The sequence below is a fragment of the Acinetobacter sp. 826659 genome (assembly GCF_000588515.1).
GTDB lineage: Bacteria > Pseudomonadota > Gammaproteobacteria > Pseudomonadales > Moraxellaceae > Acinetobacter > Acinetobacter pittii.
The window spans coordinates 822,056-840,059 of sequence record NZ_JFYD01000001.1 but is presented as its reverse complement, the minus strand read 5'-3'; the positions used below and the strand labels follow the sequence as shown (position 1 = coordinate 840,059).

Here is an 18,004-nt window from a genome sequence, read left to right as displayed (position 1 = left end):
TTAGTCTTGTTCCAATTCTTTACGAATAAGATCACGTATTTCTTCTGGAAGACGACGAGCTACAAGTTCTTTACTTAAACATGCCAACTCAACCTCGCCAGAAGCAAGCAAGATTTCACCACGATAAATATTTTGTTGCAACACAAATGACGCAGCTTTACATGAAACTACACGTGCTGTAACAGTAATTAAATCATCCATTAAAATAGGACGCATGTATTTTACGTCAATTTTGTGTACGACAAAGTTGTAGTCTTTTTGATGCCAGTAATGATCAACGCCAGAAGCACGGAGCCATTCAGTACGGGTACGTTCCATATAGCGAATATGGTTGGCATGGTAAACAATACCACCTGCGTCCGTATCTTCAATATAAACACGAATGTTGAATTCAAAATGATTCGCCATGAGAGTATTCCGTTTTTAGTTCACTATAGAGCTTTATATTTAAAATATGGATTTGAATAAAACATCAGCTCTATTCAACAGCCATACATCTGCTTTTAAATACGGGGCAGTTTAGCAGATTGCATACTAAGTCCTATGGCACAACCTTTCAATTGCGGTTGCTGTATTTCTAATCTAAAAACGCTACATCTTATGGCTAGCAAGCTTTTTAAGTTAAGAGGGCTTCCATGAAGTTTGAACTTGTTTTGATATATTCGGATAATCTAATACGAATCTTACATGTAGCTCGGTCCCAGTTTTTAAAGCCTTGTTATCTACAATAAAATAAGGGCTATGATTTGGTGCCGCCTGAGTTAAGTCTTGATTTTCTGGTGTTGCACCCAAGAAAACAAAGAATGACGGCATTAACTTGCCATAATAGGCAAAATCTTCACTTGCGCTTGCATTATGATCTAAAACATGGAGTTTTGAATCTCCAACAACTTTGGCTAGGGTTGGCTGAATAAACTGAGTGAGCGCTTTATCATTCATGGTCACTGGAGCGTAAGGAGCAATTTCAACTTTGGCGGTGACGTCATTGGCTTGAGCGTTATGCTCTATCATGGCAGGGAAAATTTTTTAAATATTTTCCCCTATCTGTTCGTTGTTAGAGCGAATAGTCCCAATCATATTGACTTGTTCTGGAATCACATTTCCTGCTGTACCACCTTGAATGTTACCGATACTGACGACGCCCATGCCTTGAGTGAGATCAGTTCTTCGGCTAATAAGACTCTGTAAATTATTAATCATTTGTGCCGATGCATAAATCGGATCTCTACCTAACCAAGGGGTTGAGCCGTGAACCTGCTTGCCGTTGACCTGAATACGTAAATGGTCTGCACTATTTAAAATGGCACCATCTTTATAATAAAGGTGTCCACTTTGCATACCAGATATGACATGCATTCCAAAAATAGCCTCGGGTTTATAATCTCTAAATGCGCCGTCTGCGATCATTTTTCTTGAACCTATTTGATCACCCTGCGTGAAGTTATCTATATCTGCACCACCTTCTTCAGCAGGTTGGAAAACAAAAATAACTGTGCCTGATATTTTATCTTTATTCGCAGCTAAAATTTTTGCTGCGCCTAATAACATTGCAGTGTGTGCATCATGTCCACATGCATGCATCACATAAGTTTCCTTACCTTGATAGATTGCTTTTTGTTTACTCGCAAAGGGAACACCACTTTTTTCTTCCATAGGTAGTGCATCCATATCGGCTCTAAGTGCAATAATAGGGCCGGGTTTATTCCCTTTTAAAATACCAATAACACCTGTTTTCGCATAACCTGTTTTGACTTGAATGCCATAGGACTTTAATTCTTTTTGAACTAGTGCAGATGTTTTAAATTCCATATTGCCTAGTTCAGGGTGTTCATGAATATGTTGTCTTAATTGAATCACCTGATTTTCATTTTGTTGTGCAGCATCTTTTACCCAATCTGCTAGGCTCAGCTGGCTCATTAGAGCGAGTGGAAAAATCAAAGCGGCTTTTTTGTACATGTCCTTATCCTAAAAATATTATTGTTCATAAGATTTGATATCTACATTTCTTATAATTTAGTTTTTAGAAATATTAAAAAATCAATAAGGTATAAAAAAAGACTTAAAAGGTATAGAGTGGCTAATTTATTGATAAGACAATTATTATTTTAATTGAATAAAGAGATTAAATTAAAAAAGGAAGAGAAAATTCTCTTCCTTTGATTAGTTTTTAGGCTCAGGTGGTATCATTCCAAACTGTAAATAAGATTGGTTGGTTGCAATCCGACCTCGTGCAGTACGCATGACATAACCTTGTTGAATTAAATAAGGTTCAATCACATCTTCAAGCGTACCGCTGTCTTCAGCCATCGCTGCTGCAAGCGCTTCAACTCCAGCAGGACCGCCATCAAAACGCTCGAGTAGCATGCTCAAATAACGTCTGTCGAGGGTATCTAGGCCAGCTTTATCAACATTGAGCATATCTAGTGCGCGCTGCGCCATTTCATGGGTCACTTCACCTGTGCCTTTCACTTGAGCATAGTCACGAACACGTCGTAATAAACGGTTAGCGATACGAGGTGTTCCTCGTGATCGGCGTGCTACTTCTTCTGCGCCTTCAACTGTAATGGGTACATCCATTAAGTTTGCAGAGCGTGACACAATGTGAGTCAAGTCTTCTACAGAGTAAAACTCAAGACGTTGTACAATACCGAAGCGATCACGTAGTGGTGAGGTCAGTAAGCCCGCACGTGTAGTGGCAGCGACAAGTGTAAAAGGCGGTAAATCGAGTTTAATTGAACGAGCAGCAGGGCCTTCACCAATCATGATATCTAATTGGTAATCTTCCATCGCTGGATACAGAATTTCTTCAATCACTGGTGAAAGACGATGAATCTCATCAATAAATAAAACATCGCCTTCTTCAAGGTTAGTCAGCATTGCTGCTAAATCACCTGCACGCTCTAATACCGGTCCTGAAGTAGATTTGAGGTTACCCCCCATTTCTCGGGCAATAATATTAGCAAGTGTGGTTTTACCTAAACCCGGCGGACCAAAAATCAGCGTATGGTCGAGTGCTTCACCACGGCCACGAGCAGCACCAATGAAAATTTCCATTTGCTCGCGTACGACTGGTTGCCCAATATAGTCGGCAAGAGAAGTTGGTCGAATAGCCCGGTCAAAATGATCTTCTGGTTTTTCTGTTCCACTGATTAGACGGTCTTGCATAAGTGTTTTACTTCATCATGGATTTAAGAGCAGCACGAATAATATCGGCTGATTCTGTGTAATCGGCTTTAACCGCAGCAACAGCTTTTTGTGCTTCAAGTGGTTTATAACCTAAAGATTGCAAAGCAGCTTCTGCCTCTGCAACAGGAGAGTTTGCAGCAAATTGAATTTGAGGCATGGTCGCCACAGTTGAAGTGCCTTGAGCCAATGTTTTGAAACGGTCACGGAGTTCAATCATTAAACGTTCAGCTGTTTTTTTGCCAACCCCTGGAACTTTGACCAGCGTATTTATATCATCATGTTCAATGGTGTGAACCAATAATTCAACGCTTAGTGTCGATAAAATACCCAATGCCATTTTCGGACCAACACCGTTTACTTTTAATAAGGTACGGAAAATTGTTTTTTCTTGAGCATCGCTAAAACCGTAGAGTTGTTGAGCATCTTCACGAACAACTAAATGCGTCCATAACGTAACTTTCTGGCCCTTTTGTAATTGGCAAAATGTTGAAAGTGGCGTATCAATTTCATAGCCCACACCATTTACATTCAGTAAGACAGTAGGGGCTTCTAAGGCAAACACTTCGCCAATTAAACATCCGATCATAGCGTAATTTCACTTATTCATAACTGTAAATCTGGTCGTTCTAAAATGAATTGAAAACGACACTGTTTTTATTTCTTTCTATATCAAGCCAGCTTAAAACAAGCCAATTTTATTACCTTGCAACTCTTGCGCCAAGCTATAAGCCTGATGATCTGAGAACTTACTGATAATATCGAGTACTTGCATGATATTGCTGTAGTGATTATTGCTAAAGTTAGCACCATACAGGTTAAGGATAGACATTAAACGTTGTTCTTTAAAGCTTAAAGATTTATGCGGCGTTGTGAGTGGTACAAATGCATCCAAAATCGTTTGTAAACTCTGATGTGCAATAATTTCTAAACCAGATTTTTGTGGGTGCTCAAAAATTTTGTCACGTGCCAGATTCTTGGCAGTTTCGATACCTTTTGCAATATCGGGTGAACAATATTGCAAAAGGTTGCCTTTAAGCTGTCCTGTAATGATTTCATAATGATTTTTGGCAAATGCTGTGGTCACTTCATCAACAAGACGTTTCATAACTCGTCCACGTAATGCTGAGATCTTTTGTTGCCATGTACTGTTTGGATGAGATAACTCTTCAGGTTGGCCATAGTCAGCAATAAGATTTAAGAAAATGGGTTCAACTTCTTGGTAACTCAGCATATTTAAGACAATGCCATCTTCTAAATCAATGAGGGCATAACAAATGTCATCAGCGGCTTCTAACAAATAGGTGAGTGGATGACGGCAATAATGATATTCACCGAGTTGAATCAGCCCAAGCTGTTCAGCGATCTGTTTTAAAATTTCTTTTTCAGATTGATAACAACCAAACTTTGCTCGTTGATGTGAAGGTCGATCACCTTGTGAAGCAATTGTTTTTGAAAGCCACGGATATTTTAGATAAGCACCTAAAGTTGCATAAGTTAAGCGCATACCGCCATCATTTGGATGATAGTCAATGCGACTTAATAGACGTAATCCTTGAGCATTACCTTCAAACTGACGAACATCAGCTTCTTCTTCGGGGCTTAGTTTCTTTAAAAAATCATCATGTGAGGCATCATCGAACCATTCACGAATTGCATATTCACCCGCATGCCCGAAAGGAGGATTACCTATATCGTGGGCCAGACAAGCTGCCTGAATAATTGCCCCGACATCGGCAGGGGAAATCCAAACGGGGAATTCATCTTTTATTTTTTCTGCGGCAAGCATACCCATTGAGCGACCAATGCAGGAAACTTCAAGGGAGTGTGTTAAGCGGGTATGAATGCCATCATGCTGTGCTAAAGGGTGAACTTGCGTCTTACGGTTTAACTGACGAAAACTTTGAGAAAATATAATGCGGTCATAATCTTTATGGAATGGGCTACGAGCCAGTTCTGTACTACTTTTTTTGCTACCTAAACGAACTGCGGAAAGCAGCTCTAACCAACGCATTTGTTCCATTTATCATTATTCAAAACTATAAAAGCTGATCATGCCAAAAAAAACTTAAAAGCACTAGCTTGGTGCGACATAGTTTGTCTTAGTTCGGGTTTTATTATGTTATTGAATAAACATGCAACAATTTATTTTTAGCAGGAATGACTAAAAAAATGATTTTGAACAAAAAACAAATCACTTCTTGCAGAATTAGGTTACAGAATACTGATTCTACATCTAGCTGATTTTAGCAAGAAGCAGTAGAATATGCGCTCTCTCTAAAGTCACATTGCGGTAAGGTTCACAAGACCTGCCCGTGGAGCCAAAATCAACATGTTTATCGTGGCCGGTGCAGCAGCACATTCTTCTTTTAAGAAAGCTCAACTATTAACACGTTTATCGTCAATTAGTTCTGTTCAATCTTTTGACAGCCAATGGGTCTATTTGTTTGATCAAGCGCTCAACGAGCAGCAACATCAATCTGCTTTGCAATTATTGAATGACGGTGAGTCTTTTGAACTTCGTCAATCTGCAAGTGATGAGATTCAGATTTTAGTTACACCACGTGTGGGTACTATTTCACCTTGGTCTTCTAAAGCAACTGATATTTTCAAAAACTGTAATACACCAGTACACCGTTTAGAACGTGGTCTTTTATTTACGTTAAAAGGTGTTACTGAAATTACGAATGAAGTTAAACAAGTACTTCATGACCGTATGACAGAAACAGTTTTTGCTCAAATTGATGATGCAAAAGCATTATTTTCAGAAACAGCTCCAAAACCATTAAATTCAATTGATATCTTGGGTCAAGGCAAAGAAGCTTTGGTTAAAGCTAACAATGAGTTTGGTTTTGCGTTATCTGAACAAGAAATTGATTACTTAACTGAAGCATTCATTAAGCTTGGTCGTAATCCAAATGACATCGAGTTGATGATGTTTGCACAAGCAAACTCTGAGCACTGTCGTCATAAAATCTTTGGATCTGAATGGACAATTGATGGTGAAAAACAACCATTATCATTGTTCCAGATGATTAAAAACACTTATAAAGAATCTCCAACTGATGTTTTATCTGCATATAAAGATAACGCGTCTGTAATTGTTGGTTATGATACGATGCGTTTTTATCCAAAAGCGGATGAAAATGGTCACTTTGTTTATAAATATAAGAGCCAAGCAGCTCATATTTTAATGAAGGTTGAAACTCATAACCACCCAACAGCAATTTCTCCATTTGCTGGTGCTGCAACTGGTTCAGGCGGTGAAATCCGTGATGAAGGTGCAACTGGTCGTGGTGGTAAACCAAAAGCTGGTTTAACGGGCTTTACAGTTTCTAACTTAAATATTCCTGGTTTTGAACAACCGTGGGAAGAAAACTACGGTAAACCTTCACGTATGGCATCGCCATTACAAATCATGATTGAAGGTCCATTAGGTGGTGCGGCATTTAACAACGAATTCGGCCGTCCTGCATTAAATGGTTATTTCCGTACTTTCGAACAAAATGTAAATGGTGAAGTGAAGGGCTTCCATAAACCAATCATGATCGCTGGTGGTTACGGTAACATTCGTCCTGACCATGTAGAAAAAGATGCGATTCAACCAGGTGACTTGCTCATTGTATTGGGTGGCCCTGCAATGTTAATCGGTCTTGGCGGTGGTGCAGCATCTTCTGTAGACAGCGGTACAATGGGTGAAAGCCTTGATTTCGCATCTGTACAACGTGAAAACCCAGAAATGGAACGCCGATGTCAAGAAGTGATCGATACATGCTGGCGCTTAGAAGACTTCAACCCAATCGTTTCTGTACACGACGTTGGTGCGGGTGGTCTATCAAATGCTATGCCTGAACTTGTGAATGACCATGAGTTAGGTGCAGTTCTTAACCTTCGTAAGATTCCTTCATTAGAACCGGGCATGAGCCCAATGGAAATCTGGTCAAACGAAGCACAAGAGCGTTATGTTCTTGCAATTCGTCCAGAGTCTTTAGAACAGTTCGAATCAATCTGTGCTCGTGAACGTTGTCCATTTGCCGTGTTAGGTGAAGCAACTGAAGCTCGTCATTTAACTGTTGAAGATCCATTGTTCCAGAACAATGCAGTTGATATCCCAATGCAAGTAATGCTTGGTGGTACACCGCGCATGCAACGTTCTTATGAAACAATTGAGCGTAAAGGTAACGAGTTTGACGCTTCAAAAGTTGATTTGAGAGATGCGATTTTCCGCGTATTGAAAAATCCAACAGTTGCTTCTAAATCATTCTTAATCACCATTGGTGACCGCTCAATTACAGGTATGGTTGCGCGTGATCAAATGGTTGGTCGTTGGCAGATTCCTGTTGCAGATGCAGCAGTAACGACTACAAGCTTACAAGGCTTCACTGGTGAAGCAATGGCGATGGGTGAACGTCCACCAGTTGCATTGTTGAATCCAGCAGCATCTGCTCGCTTGGCAGTTGCTGAAGCAATTACCAATATTGCATGTGCAAACATTGAACAAATTAGCGATATCAAACTTTCTGCAAACTGGATGGCTGCTGCTGGTCAAAAAGGTGAAGACCAAGCATTGTTTGAAGGTGTGAAAGCGATTGGTATGGAAATGTGTCCTGCTTTAGGAATTGCGATTCCTGTAGGTAAAGACTCGCTTTCAATGCGTACCACTTGGAATGATAATGGTGAAGATAAAGCTGTAACATCTCCAATGACTGGTGTAATTACTGCATTTGCTCCAGTAGCTGATGTTCGTAAGACTTTAACACCTGAACTTAAGAATTTAGAAGACTCAGTACTTGTCCGTATTGATTTATCTAAAGGACAATTCCGTTTAGGTGGTTCTATTCTTGCGCAAGTATATAAAGCAATTGGTTCAGTCACTCCAGATGTTGATAGTTTTGATGATTTCAAAGCGTTCTTTGCTTTAATTCAAGATTGGAACAACCGTGGCTTGATTCAAGCTTACCATGACATCGGTGATGGTGGTTTACTTGCAACTGTTGCTGAAATGATGTTTGCTGCACGTTTAGGTGTTGCATTAGAAGACCAAACTCCAGCAAGTTTGTTTGCTGAAGAAATTGGTGCAGTTGTTCAAATCAAAGCAGCTGATTGGGAAGCTTTACAAGCAGAAGTTGCTGCTTCTAGCTTAAAAGATGCAATTGCTGTAGTTGGTCGTGTAAACAACACAGATCAATTATCTGTAAACGGTTTGACTTTAGAGCGCGCAGAGTTACAACAGGCTTGGTCTGAAGTATCTCATCAGATCCAACGTTTACGTGATAACGTAGAAACTGCTGACCAAGAATTTGCTTTAATTGCAGATAAATCACATCAAGGCTTAATTGCTAAACCAACATTTGACTTGAATGAACCTATCGAAGCACCATTCATTAACACACGTCGTCCTAATATGGCGATCTTGCGTGAGCAAGGTGTAAACGGTCATATTGAAATGGCAGCAGCCTTTGATAAGGTTGGTTTCAATACCGTTGACGTGCACATGAGTGATTTACTTGTTGGTCGCGTTAGTCTAAGTGATTTTGAAGGTTTAGTAACTTGTGGCGGTTTCTCTTACGGTGACGTAATGGGTGCTGGCGGTGGTTGGGCAAAATCTGTATTGTTCAATGCGAAATTACGTGATCAGTTTGAACAATTCTTCCATCGTGAAGATACGTTCAGCTTAGGTATCTGTAATGGTTGCCAAATGTTGTCACAATTAGCGCCACTTATTCCAGGTGCTGAACACTGGCCACGTTTCCACCGCAATATGTCAGAAGTTTTTGAAGCTCGTAGTGTAAACGTTCGTGTTGAAAAATCTGTTTCTGTATTGCTTAATGGAATGGAAGGTTCGATTTTACCGATTGCTGTAGCACACGGTGAAGGTCGTGCAGTTGCGAGTGAAGCTGATATTGCAGGCTTGAATGCAGCTAACCAAGTTGCTTTGCGTTATGTTGACAGCCATGGTAACCCGACTCAACATTATCCATTGAACCCGAATGGTTCACCTGAAGCGATTACTGGTGTAACGTCTAAAGATGGTCGTGCAACGATCATGATGCCACACCCAGAGCGTACTTTCCGTGCAATTCAACACTCTTGGAGTCCAGAAGAATGGACTGAAGATGGTGCATGGTTACGTATGTTCCGTAATGCACGTAAGTTTATCGGGTAATATAAAAGTTGAAATAAGCCACCGTAAGGTGGCTTATTTGTATGTAGTACGATATTAATAAATAGCAGAGAAGAAAAATGAAATCAAAAATCCATTTCCATGAATTTGCATTACTAATGGCATTGCTCATGTCTATTGTTTCTTTTTCAATAGATGCAGTCCTACCTGCTTTGGGCGAAATCGGACGAGTTTTTGACTTAAAAAATAATAATCAGACACAGTGGGTCATTATTGGTATTTTTTCTGGTATGACGATTGGTCAATTGATTGCTGGCCCTCTATCCGATGCAATTGGCCGTAAACGCATTTTATTCACAGGAATTGTTATTTATTTTCTGGGAAGTTTATTGTGCTTTACCACACAAAGTTTTGAATGGTTTTTAGTTGGACGTTTCATTCAAGGGGTTGGCGTATCAGGTCCTTACGTGGCTTCTATTTCAATTGTTAGAGATAAATACAGTGGGGCTCAAATGGCCCGCATCATGTCTTTAATTATGATGGTGTTTATGGTTGCCCCAGCAATTGCACCAAGTTTGGGACAGCTCATTATCCATTTCTTTGGTTGGCGTGAGATCTTTGTTTTATATATGGCCTATGCCACAGTTGTCGGGGTATGGGTTGCTTTACGTTTGGAAGAGACGTTACTTCCAGAAAATCGTTTACCTATGCATCTACAAGCATTTCGGGAAGGTTTTAAAGAAGTTGTAAGTAATAAAACCACCATGAGCTATTTGCTATGTGCAGGTTTCTGTTTTGGTGGATTCATTGGTTACTTAGGTACTTCTCAGCAAATTTTTATGCAGCAGTTTGGGAAAACAGGGCAAGAGTTTAGTACTTATTTTGCTGTGCTTGCAGGTGTAATGGGAGTCGCTTCATTTACAAACTCTAAAATTGTTATGAAGTTTGGTATGCGTCCAATCTGTATTTATGGCTTTCTAAGTTTGTGCTTAATTTCTTTAGTTTTCTTAGGAATTCAACTTTTAGGTGTGGCTGTTTCATTCTGGATGTTTATGCTTTATGCCTGCATTTTATTTTTATTATTTGGAACTTTATTTGGAAATTTAAACGCAATTGCAATGGAACCGATGGGACATGTTGCTGGTATGGCATCGGCCATTATTGGTGCAGCATCCTCCGTTTTGTCACTTATTCTGGCATCTATTATTGGGCAATTATATAACGGTACATTAATACCAATGACTGGCGGCTTCGTCATTTTATGTGGTTTAGCATTTATGATGACAATATATGAGAACAGATATTTAAAGAAATCGAATGCTTAAAATTATAAAGATGCAGCTAGTACACTGAAATTTAAAATTTTGTTCAGAATAAGAGCTACATATAAATGAGTGTAGCTCTTTTAAGCATTTTAGAAAAATTATAAGCCTATAGACATTCGGCTATTTAACACTTTATAGTTTGTTCAAAATTGGATCAATTTTTGCTTTCTCTGTAACAACGATAAAAATCGGAGATCAAAATGATGAAAAATAAGTATCACATAAGAACAATGTATACCAAAGATAAGGGCTGGCGCTTGTTTGGCTTGGCGCTTGCCATTCAAATTCTCTTTATTGGAGCAAATTATTTGGTAATGATGAGCTGACTTTGATTTAGAAGCTTTTTTAACGGTATGATTTAAAGCAAGTTTACTAGTTTTGAGTCATTCTACTTATGTTAAAGCTGATTTATTACGTGCCTGATTCACATCTTGAGTCGACTAAACAAGCTATTTTTTCTGCTGGTGCGGGGGGTATCGGTAATTACGAACACTGCGCATGGCAAGTGAAAGGAATAGGGCAATTTAAACCAGTCAAAGGTGCAGATCCTTATATCGGAGAGCTGGGTGAACTTGAGCAAGTTGATGAGTGGCGAGTTGAAACAATTGTAATTGAAGAAAATGCAAAGGCTGTGACAAAAGCATTAAAGGCAAGCCATCCTTATGAAGAGCCTGCCTTTGAGTTTATTCAAATCATAGAAATTGATTTTTAATTAAACTGCGAGAAATCTGGTTTACGTTTCTGCATAAATGCTTGTACAGCTTCTAGCATTTCTGGAGATTGAACGCGTTGCATAAAGATTTCAGCTTCATGATCAATACATTCAATAATTTGATCTAAATCATGTTTCATCAAGGCTTTGGTTTGTTTTAATGAGGCAAGTGGTAAAGCTGCTAAATGTTGAGCGGTTGCCTGAGCAGATGCATAAGCATCTTCAACAACTTCATTAACTAAGCTTGCTTGTACTGCAGTTTCTGCATTAAATTTTTTCGCAGTAAATAGCAGTTCAGCTGCTTTGTGGTAACCCGCTTGTTTAACCAATAGTTGGCTTGCACCGCCTTCTGGAGAAAGGCCAAGGCTTACAAATGGAATTTGGAAAAGGGCGGTATTGTCAGCAAAAACTAAATCTGCATGTAATAAAATCGTAACACCAATACCAATTGCCACACCTTTTACTGCAATAATAAGCGGCTTCGATAATCTAGCAGCAGATTTAAGGAGTACAAACGGAGGGACTTGACCTGCTGAGCCTAGATTAGGATTTTGTACAAAACCCATAAAATCTTTCATGTCATTACCAGCGGTAAAATCTTGCTCTACACCACGTAGAACGATTACTCGTACATCTTTGTCTTGGTCAGCTTCATCAAGTGCTTTGGCAATCCATAAGTAAAGCTCGCCATACAGTGCATTTTTTGCTTCTGGGCGATTTATGGCTAAGGTGAGTACGCCACCTTCTAAATTTGCGTGTAAATGTTGATGAGGTTGTTGAATACAGCTAAGTGTCATCGTACTATCCTTGCTTTAAACCACGTTGTTAATTTTTAGGTTCTCATTATGGCGCATATTTTTTGTAATGCGGTTAACTGGTGAGTTCATAAAAAGTGAAAATCTAATTATGTATAAATTTGACTATCTCGTTTTTATAGGGCGTTTTCAACCATTTCATTTAGCTCATATGCAGACAATTGAAATTGCCTTACAACAAAGCCACTATGTCGTTTTGGCATTAGGTTCTGCTCAAATGGAACGTAATATTAAAAATCCGTTCTTAGCAGTAGAGCGCGAGCAAATGATCTTGTCAAATTTCTCGTTAGAAGAGCAAAAACGCATTCGTTTTGTACATGTAGTAGATGTTTATAATGACGAAAAATGGGTAAAACAAGTCAAATCTTTAGTGAATGGCGTAATTGAACCGAACTCAAAAGTTGGTTTGATTGGACACTTTAAGGATGAGTCTTCATATTATTTACGACTATTTCCTGAGTGGATTATGGTTGAACTAGATAGTTTAAAAGATTCAATTTCGGCAACGCCAATGCGTGAAGCTTATTATCGTGGTGAAATCCAGACCGAATTTTTCCCTGTAGGAACTATTCAATTTTTGGATGAATTTAAAAAAACACGTACTTATCAACAGTTGCAACAACGCTTTGAAGAAGATGATCGCTCTAATTTAGATGATTTTGAGTAAGTGCATATAAATTAAGCATCTGCCCAAAAGATAATTCGGTTTGAAAAAGGATCGGTGATGCTGAGTTCAAGTGTCTCCCAATCTGTTTTTTCAACTTGAGGCTTAGAAAATTTATAATTTTTTTGGCTTAGCTCACTGTGCAACTCATAGATATGTTCCCAATAAATACGGATCGCACTATGAGGACTCGCATCTCCAAAATGCTCAGATAAATGAATAACGCAATCATCTTTAGAAATTTGTAAATATAACGGAAAGTTGTCTTCAAATTGGTGTTGCCAATCAAGCTGAAAACCTAAGAACTCAAGATAAAATGATTGAGCTAACTCGACATCAAAAATTCTTAAAATAGGGGTGATCGAACCTGATTGCATCTTTTTTCCTTTTAACGTGTACCAAATTGTTGAGTCCAATAGCTCTTTTGTTTTACAGATTGATCAGAAGCACAAGCAATTGCGTAAGTTGTAAATTTAGGGTTCATTAGGTTACTACAATGTAGGGGACTCGACAGCCATCTAGACATCACTTCATCTAATGTTTTCTGTCCACTTGCGACATTTTCACCATTGGCTTTACCGAGTGTATTATAAATTTTCAAACGTGATTTTAAATCTAGTCCCGTGGAGCCAACATGTCCGAGAAAGTTGTGTGTTGCCATATCTTCACTATGAGAAAGTGCACCTTTATATAAATTATTACTCCAACTTAATGGTCTGGTTGCAGCGAAATATTGTTGTCCACATTGGCGTGATTGCTGGCGAATCTGATTAATTATTTTAAGTACGGTTTGTTGATAGGCAGGGTTTTGTAAATCTTGGCAACTTATTGTTATAGGTGGAGTTTCAACTTGTGTGGTAGATGGTGTAATTGAGGGCGGCATACTGGATGAACTAACGGAGCAAGCAGAGATAACAAGACCACTAGACAGTAAATTACAAACTTTGAGCAGACTCATGTAAATACCTTAGCGTGAATTATTCTAATGTCTTTATCATACGCCAAAGTAAAGGAGTAAGTAATTTGTTCATATACAAAAAACGAGCATCATGCCCGCTTTTTGTTTCTTAAGTTTATTAAGCTGTTTGTAGAGCTTTTAAGTCTTCTAGAACTTGCTCTGCATGCCCAGCTGCTTTAACTTTGCGATAGCTTTTAACTAAAGTTTTGTTATGGAAAATAAAAGTAGAACGTTCAATACCCATGACTTTTTTACCATACATATTCTTTTCTTTAATCACATCAAAGTGATTACAAAGAATTTCTTCTTTATCACTGATCAGATCAATAGTAAGTGCTTGCTTCTCTGTAAAATTTTGATGGGCTTTTACCGAGTCACGTGAAATACCGAAAATACGGGCACCTAAAGCATCAAACTGATCTTTCAAACAAGAAAAACCCACTGCTTGTGTTGTACACCCTGGTGTTGAATCTTTAGGATAGAAGTAAATGATTAGCCATTCATTTTCGACTTCGGTCAAGTTCACTTCGCCGTGTGTAGTAGGGAACACCTGATTTGGCAGTTGAATATTCTCAGACATTTCTTATCCTTTAAAAGTTAAATTTGATCTAATTCAAGTGGTAAAAAAGCGTATTCCTCATGATAAACAATATTGAGTTTTCTTACAGGGATTGCTTTGTTAAAAATTGGTCCATCAATCACAGTCGTATGAAATTCACCGCCCTCACCACATGGATCAATGCCACGGTTCTCAAGCTCTTGGATATATTCTAAAGTTAAGGTTTTACCTAAATCTTCTATATTCATCCCGAGTTTAAGGTTTACGGTCACCACTACACTCTGGAATCCAAGTTGAATAAATTCTTCAACAACTTCACGGTGCGGACGTAGCCAAAGAGGCATTCCTAATTGAAGACCTACTTGTTGCGTTACTCGATCATGCCAACAGCCGTGTTCAGGCATATCAAGGTCACCTGTAACCAGTACCTCGGCTCCTTGTTGCTTTGCTTGATTGAGTAATTCAATAAACTTTACTTCATAGTCATTCCAACTTGATGAAGCCATAAACACGGGCAAGCCGATTGCTTTAGCTTGCGCTTGAATAATATCAAGAGGCATGGCATGTGAGCGAGAACGTTGGCCTTGTTCTTCTAGCATTACGATCAATCCAATCACTTCGCCTGTCTGCATTGCATGGTAGAGTGCTAGAGAGCTGTCTTTGCCTCCACTAAATGAGACAATAGACCTTTTATGGTTAGCATTAGTTTTCCATTGTTCTTGCATGGCTTACATCAAATGAATTGGTCAAAAGTGCTGTTATTTTAACAAAACTATAAAAAAGCCTGCATAAATGCAGGCTTAATTTGGAACATTAAAATTTTATTTTTTAGGAGCTTGTTGTTGAGCTGCCTTCATTGCATCTTCAGTTAACTTTTCAAGCTTAGTTGTTAACTGAGGACCAAAACATGCTTTAAGATCACGGTTTTGTTGTTGTACAAATCCTAGAGAACTTGGGCTTTTCTTCGCATTGATTGCGCTTTGGATTTCCCATTTTTGTGCTTCAGTCACTTTACCTTGTGCTTCAACTTGGCAGCTACAGAATTTGCTAACTTCAGATGAACTTAACTTGCCGCCTTTAGCAGTTTGTTCTTTACAAACGTTAACTAATGCACCTTTAACGTTAGTGCTTTTATATGCCGCTTGAACTGGGTTTTCAGCTGCTTGAGCTGAACCCGCCATAAGTGCAGCTGCTGAGAATAAAGATGAAAGAATAAGATTTGATTTTAACAACTTCATAAATTTTACCTACTTATTACGGTATATAGCGTGTTGGATCGGTAACACCGGCATCGATAAAGCCTTCTTTACGCAAACGGCAACTGTCACATTTACCACACGCACGTCCTTGAGCATCTGCTTGGTAGCAAGATACCGTTTGACTATAGTCTACGCCATGTTCAATCCCTAAACGTATGATATTCGCTTTGGATAAATGTAACAGGGGTGTTTCAAATTTAAGTGGTTTTCCTTCTACGCCAGCTTTAGTTGCTAAACGGGCCATATTCGCAAAAGCATCAATAAATTCAGGACGACAATCAGGATATCCTGAATAATCAACAGCATTGATACCAATAACAATAGCTTCAGCATTAAATACTTCAGCTGCTGCTAGAGCATACGAGAGGAAAATAGTGTTACGCGCTGGTACATAAGTTACAGGAATACCTTCTTGTAACTGTTCTGGTACTGCAATGTTGTGATCTGTAAGTGCTGATCCACCTAAATTTGCTAGATCAATATTAATTACACGATGTTCAACACCTGAACGCTGAGCTAATGCTTTTGCAGCATCAAGTTCAGTAGTTGAGCGTTGACCATACATAAAACTAATAGCAATACATTCATAGCGCGCTTGTGCCCAAGCTAGGCAAGTGGTTGAGTCTAAGCCGCCTGAAAGTAAAACAATGGCACGAGAGCGCATATTTTTCTCCATATTCGGAATGATTTATTTTATTGAGTGATTAACGACCTGATTCATCATTCCAAAGCAGTTTATGTAACTGAAGTTGGAAACGAACAGGTAATTTATCATCAAGTATCCACTGTGCCAGATCACGTGCTAGACGTGGCAGGCCTACAGCACCTTTTTCAACCGCAAAGGCAGGGGAGAACCAAACGGTACTGACTTTGGTTTGCAGTTGATATTTTTCAACTTGTTGCTTTGACCATTCATAGTCTTCACGATTACAAATCACAAATTTGATTTGGTCACGTGGTGTTAAATGGTCAAGATTACTGATGAGATTGCGATGTTCTTCACCAGAAGTTGGTGTTTTCAAATCCAGAACTTTAGAGACACGAGGGTCTACTTTTGACACATCAAGAGCGCCACTGGTTTCTAAAGAAACATCAAAGCCAGCTTCACATAAACGTTGTAATAAAATCAAACAGTTTGGCTGAGCAAGAGGTTCACCACCTGTTACACAAATATAAGGTGTTTGAAATTGTGTAGCTGTTTCAATGATATGTTCAAGTGAAAAACGTTCGCCACCTTCAAAGGAATAAGTGGTATCGCAATAGCTACAACGTAATGGACAGCCTGTTAGACGGATAAATACAGTCGGTAGGCCAGAGGCATTTGCTTCACCCTGCAACGAGTAAAAAATCTCGGTAATGCGTAAACCGGACGCAGGGTCTGAGACAGGAATTGCAGAGGAACGTAAGGAAGCCATTCTAGAAATACCACACTATATAAAAAATAAAATCTCTACGATCAGTTTGATCGTAGAGATGAGGAGCGATTAAAGCTCCGCAAGAGAGTTATAACAAATTAGTCAGCGCGTAACAAATCGTTCAAGCTTGTTTTTGAGCGTGTTTGCGCATCAACTTTTTTCACGATAATTGCAGCATATAAGCTGTAAGTACCACATTTAGATGGCAAGCTGCCTGAAACTACAACTGAACCTGCTGGTACACGACCATAATGGATTTCGCCAGTTTCACGGTCATAAATTTTAGTTGATTGACCAATGAAAACGCCCATTGAAATGACTGAGCCTTCTTCAACGATTACGCCTTCAACGATTTCTGAACGTGCACCGATAAAGCAGTTGTCTTCAATAATAGTTGGGTTAGCTTGTAATGGTTCTAAAACACCACCAATACCTACACCACCAGACAAGTGAACATTTTTACCGATTTGAGCACATGAACCTACAGTTGCCCATGTATCAACCATTGTGCCTTCATCTACATAAGCGCCAATGTTGACATAAGATGGCATTAACACCACGTTTTTAGCTTGGAAGCTACCACGACGTGCTACAGCAGGAGGAACAACACGAACACCTGCAGCTTTAAATTGCTCTTCAGTCCAACCAGAGAATTTAGTTTCAACTTTGTCATAGAAACGAAGATCACATGACTCAATTGGTTTATTGTCATTCAGTTTAAATGATAATAAAACAGCTTTTTTTAACCATTGATGAACAACCCATTCACCATTGATTTTTTCAGCAACTCGAAGTGTACCGTTATCTAAACCAGCAATTGCTTCTTCAACAGCTTGGCGAATTTCGCTTGAACAATCTGCTGCAGTAAAATTTGCGCGGTCTTCAAATGCTTGCTCAATGATCGTAGAAAGCTGAGACATGATCTTCCTTCCATAAAAAATTTTAAAGATTTTACACTAATTTGTGACAAGAATCTTTCAAAAAACGTGT

General features: G+C 39.0%; 18 protein-coding genes and 1 pseudogene. 5 read left to right on the top strand and 14 right to left on the bottom strand.

The window, feature by feature from the left end; all coding sequences use genetic code 11:
- The 5 genes and pseudogenes from ybgC to J663_RS03905 all read right to left on the bottom strand — a co-directional run bounded on the left by ybgC (position 1) and on the right by J663_RS03905 (position 5,206).
- Positions 1-408, bottom strand: coding sequence for a tol-pal system-associated acyl-CoA thioesterase (ybgC, locus tag J663_RS03925; RefSeq protein WP_004699892.1), 408 nt, complete (start codon positions 406-408; stop codon positions 1-3).
- Positions 409-621: 213 nt separating this feature from the next.
- Positions 622-1,956, bottom strand: a pseudogene (locus J663_RS03920) (M20 family metallopeptidase).
- Between the two features lie 204 nt (positions 1,957-2,160).
- Positions 2,161-3,165, bottom strand: a complete 1,005-nt coding sequence (ruvB, locus tag J663_RS03915; RefSeq protein WP_017399243.1) for a Holliday junction branch migration DNA helicase RuvB — start codon at positions 3,163-3,165, stop codon at positions 2,161-2,163.
- A 7-nt stretch (positions 3,166-3,172) separates the two neighbouring features.
- The gene (gene ruvA, locus J663_RS03910; RefSeq protein ID WP_002118762.1) at positions 3,173-3,772 is read right to left on the bottom strand and encodes a Holliday junction branch migration protein RuvA; all 600 of its coding nucleotides are present in this window, start codon (positions 3,770-3,772) and stop codon (positions 3,173-3,175) included.
- Between the two features lie 93 nt (positions 3,773-3,865).
- Positions 3,866-5,206 carry a deoxyguanosinetriphosphate triphosphohydrolase gene (locus J663_RS03905; RefSeq protein ID WP_033847889.1) on the bottom strand — a complete coding sequence of 447 codons (1,341 nt, stop codon included), beginning with the start codon at positions 5,204-5,206 and terminating at the stop codon, positions 3,866-3,868.
- A gap of 309 nt (positions 5,207-5,515) precedes the next feature.
- On the opposite strand from J663_RS03905, the gene purL reads away from it, so the two are divergent.
- From purL to J663_RS03885, 4 genes are all read left to right on the top strand, one after another.
- Positions 5,516-9,349 (top strand): phosphoribosylformylglycinamidine synthase, encoded by a 3,834-nt coding sequence (purL, locus tag J663_RS03900; protein ID WP_033847888.1) that lies wholly within the window; start codon positions 5,516-5,518, stop codon positions 9,347-9,349.
- 77 nt (positions 9,350-9,426) lie between these two features.
- Entirely contained in the window at positions 9,427-10,632 is a 1,206-nt protein-coding gene (locus J663_RS03895; RefSeq protein ID WP_033847887.1) for a multidrug effflux MFS transporter, read from the top strand.
- A gap of 200 nt (positions 10,633-10,832) precedes the next feature.
- On the top strand, positions 10,833-10,958 hold the full coding sequence (locus J663_RS19690; RefSeq protein WP_002118600.1) for a KGW motif small protein: 126 nt from the start codon (positions 10,833-10,835) through the stop codon (positions 10,956-10,958).
- A gap of 68 nt (positions 10,959-11,026) precedes the next feature.
- On the top strand, positions 11,027-11,344 hold the full coding sequence (locus J663_RS03885; RefSeq protein WP_033847884.1) for an NGG1p interacting factor 3 protein, NIF3: 318 nt from the start codon (positions 11,027-11,029) through the stop codon (positions 11,342-11,344).
- Here J663_RS03885 and J663_RS03880 read toward each other — a convergent pair.
- The gene (locus tag J663_RS03880) at positions 11,341-12,141 is read right to left on the bottom strand and encodes an enoyl-CoA hydratase-related protein (RefSeq protein WP_033847883.1); all 801 of its coding nucleotides are present in this window, start codon (positions 12,139-12,141) and stop codon (positions 11,341-11,343) included. The genes J663_RS03885 and J663_RS03880 overlap by 4 nt on opposite strands.
- Before the next feature lie 109 nt (positions 12,142-12,250).
- Between J663_RS03880 and J663_RS03875 the strand changes: the two genes are divergently transcribed.
- Positions 12,251-12,826, top strand: coding sequence for a nicotinate-nicotinamide nucleotide adenylyltransferase (locus J663_RS03875; RefSeq protein ID WP_002119001.1), 576 nt, complete (start codon positions 12,251-12,253; stop codon positions 12,824-12,826).
- Between the two features lie 11 nt (positions 12,827-12,837).
- Here the strand turns inward: J663_RS03875 and J663_RS03870 are convergent, their stop codons facing one another.
- From J663_RS03870 to dapD, 8 genes are all read right to left on the bottom strand, one after another.
- On the bottom strand, positions 12,838-13,200 hold the full coding sequence (locus J663_RS03870) for a glyoxalase superfamily protein (protein WP_005067793.1): 363 nt from the start codon (positions 13,198-13,200) through the stop codon (positions 12,838-12,840).
- Positions 13,201-13,211: 11 nt separating this feature from the next.
- Positions 13,212-13,781 carry a CAP domain-containing protein gene (locus tag J663_RS03865; RefSeq protein ID WP_005067795.1) on the bottom strand — a complete coding sequence of 190 codons (570 nt, stop codon included), beginning with the start codon at positions 13,779-13,781 and terminating at the stop codon, positions 13,212-13,214.
- 118 nt (positions 13,782-13,899) lie between these two features.
- Positions 13,900-14,361: a peroxiredoxin gene (locus tag J663_RS03860; RefSeq protein ID WP_002118936.1), complete on the bottom strand. Its 462-nt coding sequence runs from the start codon at positions 14,359-14,361 to the stop codon at positions 13,900-13,902.
- Between the two features lie 17 nt (positions 14,362-14,378).
- Positions 14,379-15,065: a diphthine--ammonia ligase gene (locus J663_RS03855; RefSeq protein WP_005067798.1), complete on the bottom strand. Its 687-nt coding sequence runs from the start codon at positions 15,063-15,065 to the stop codon at positions 14,379-14,381.
- A gap of 96 nt (positions 15,066-15,161) precedes the next feature.
- Positions 15,162-15,578, bottom strand: a complete 417-nt coding sequence (locus J663_RS03850) for a hypothetical protein (RefSeq protein WP_005073124.1) — start codon at positions 15,576-15,578, stop codon at positions 15,162-15,164.
- Positions 15,579-15,594: 16 nt separating this feature from the next.
- The gene (gene queC / locus J663_RS03845) at positions 15,595-16,263 is read right to left on the bottom strand and encodes a 7-cyano-7-deazaguanine synthase QueC (RefSeq protein ID WP_002118843.1); all 669 of its coding nucleotides are present in this window, start codon (positions 16,261-16,263) and stop codon (positions 15,595-15,597) included.
- Positions 16,264-16,303: 40 nt separating this feature from the next.
- On the bottom strand, positions 16,304-17,014 hold the full coding sequence (gene queE / locus J663_RS03840) for a 7-carboxy-7-deazaguanine synthase QueE (protein WP_033847880.1): 711 nt from the start codon (positions 17,012-17,014) through the stop codon (positions 16,304-16,306).
- 98 nt (positions 17,015-17,112) lie between these two features.
- Positions 17,113-17,934, bottom strand: a complete 822-nt coding sequence (dapD, locus tag J663_RS03835; RefSeq protein ID WP_002118664.1) for a 2,3,4,5-tetrahydropyridine-2,6-dicarboxylate N-succinyltransferase — start codon at positions 17,932-17,934, stop codon at positions 17,113-17,115.
- Positions 17,935-18,004 lie beyond the last annotated feature (70 nt).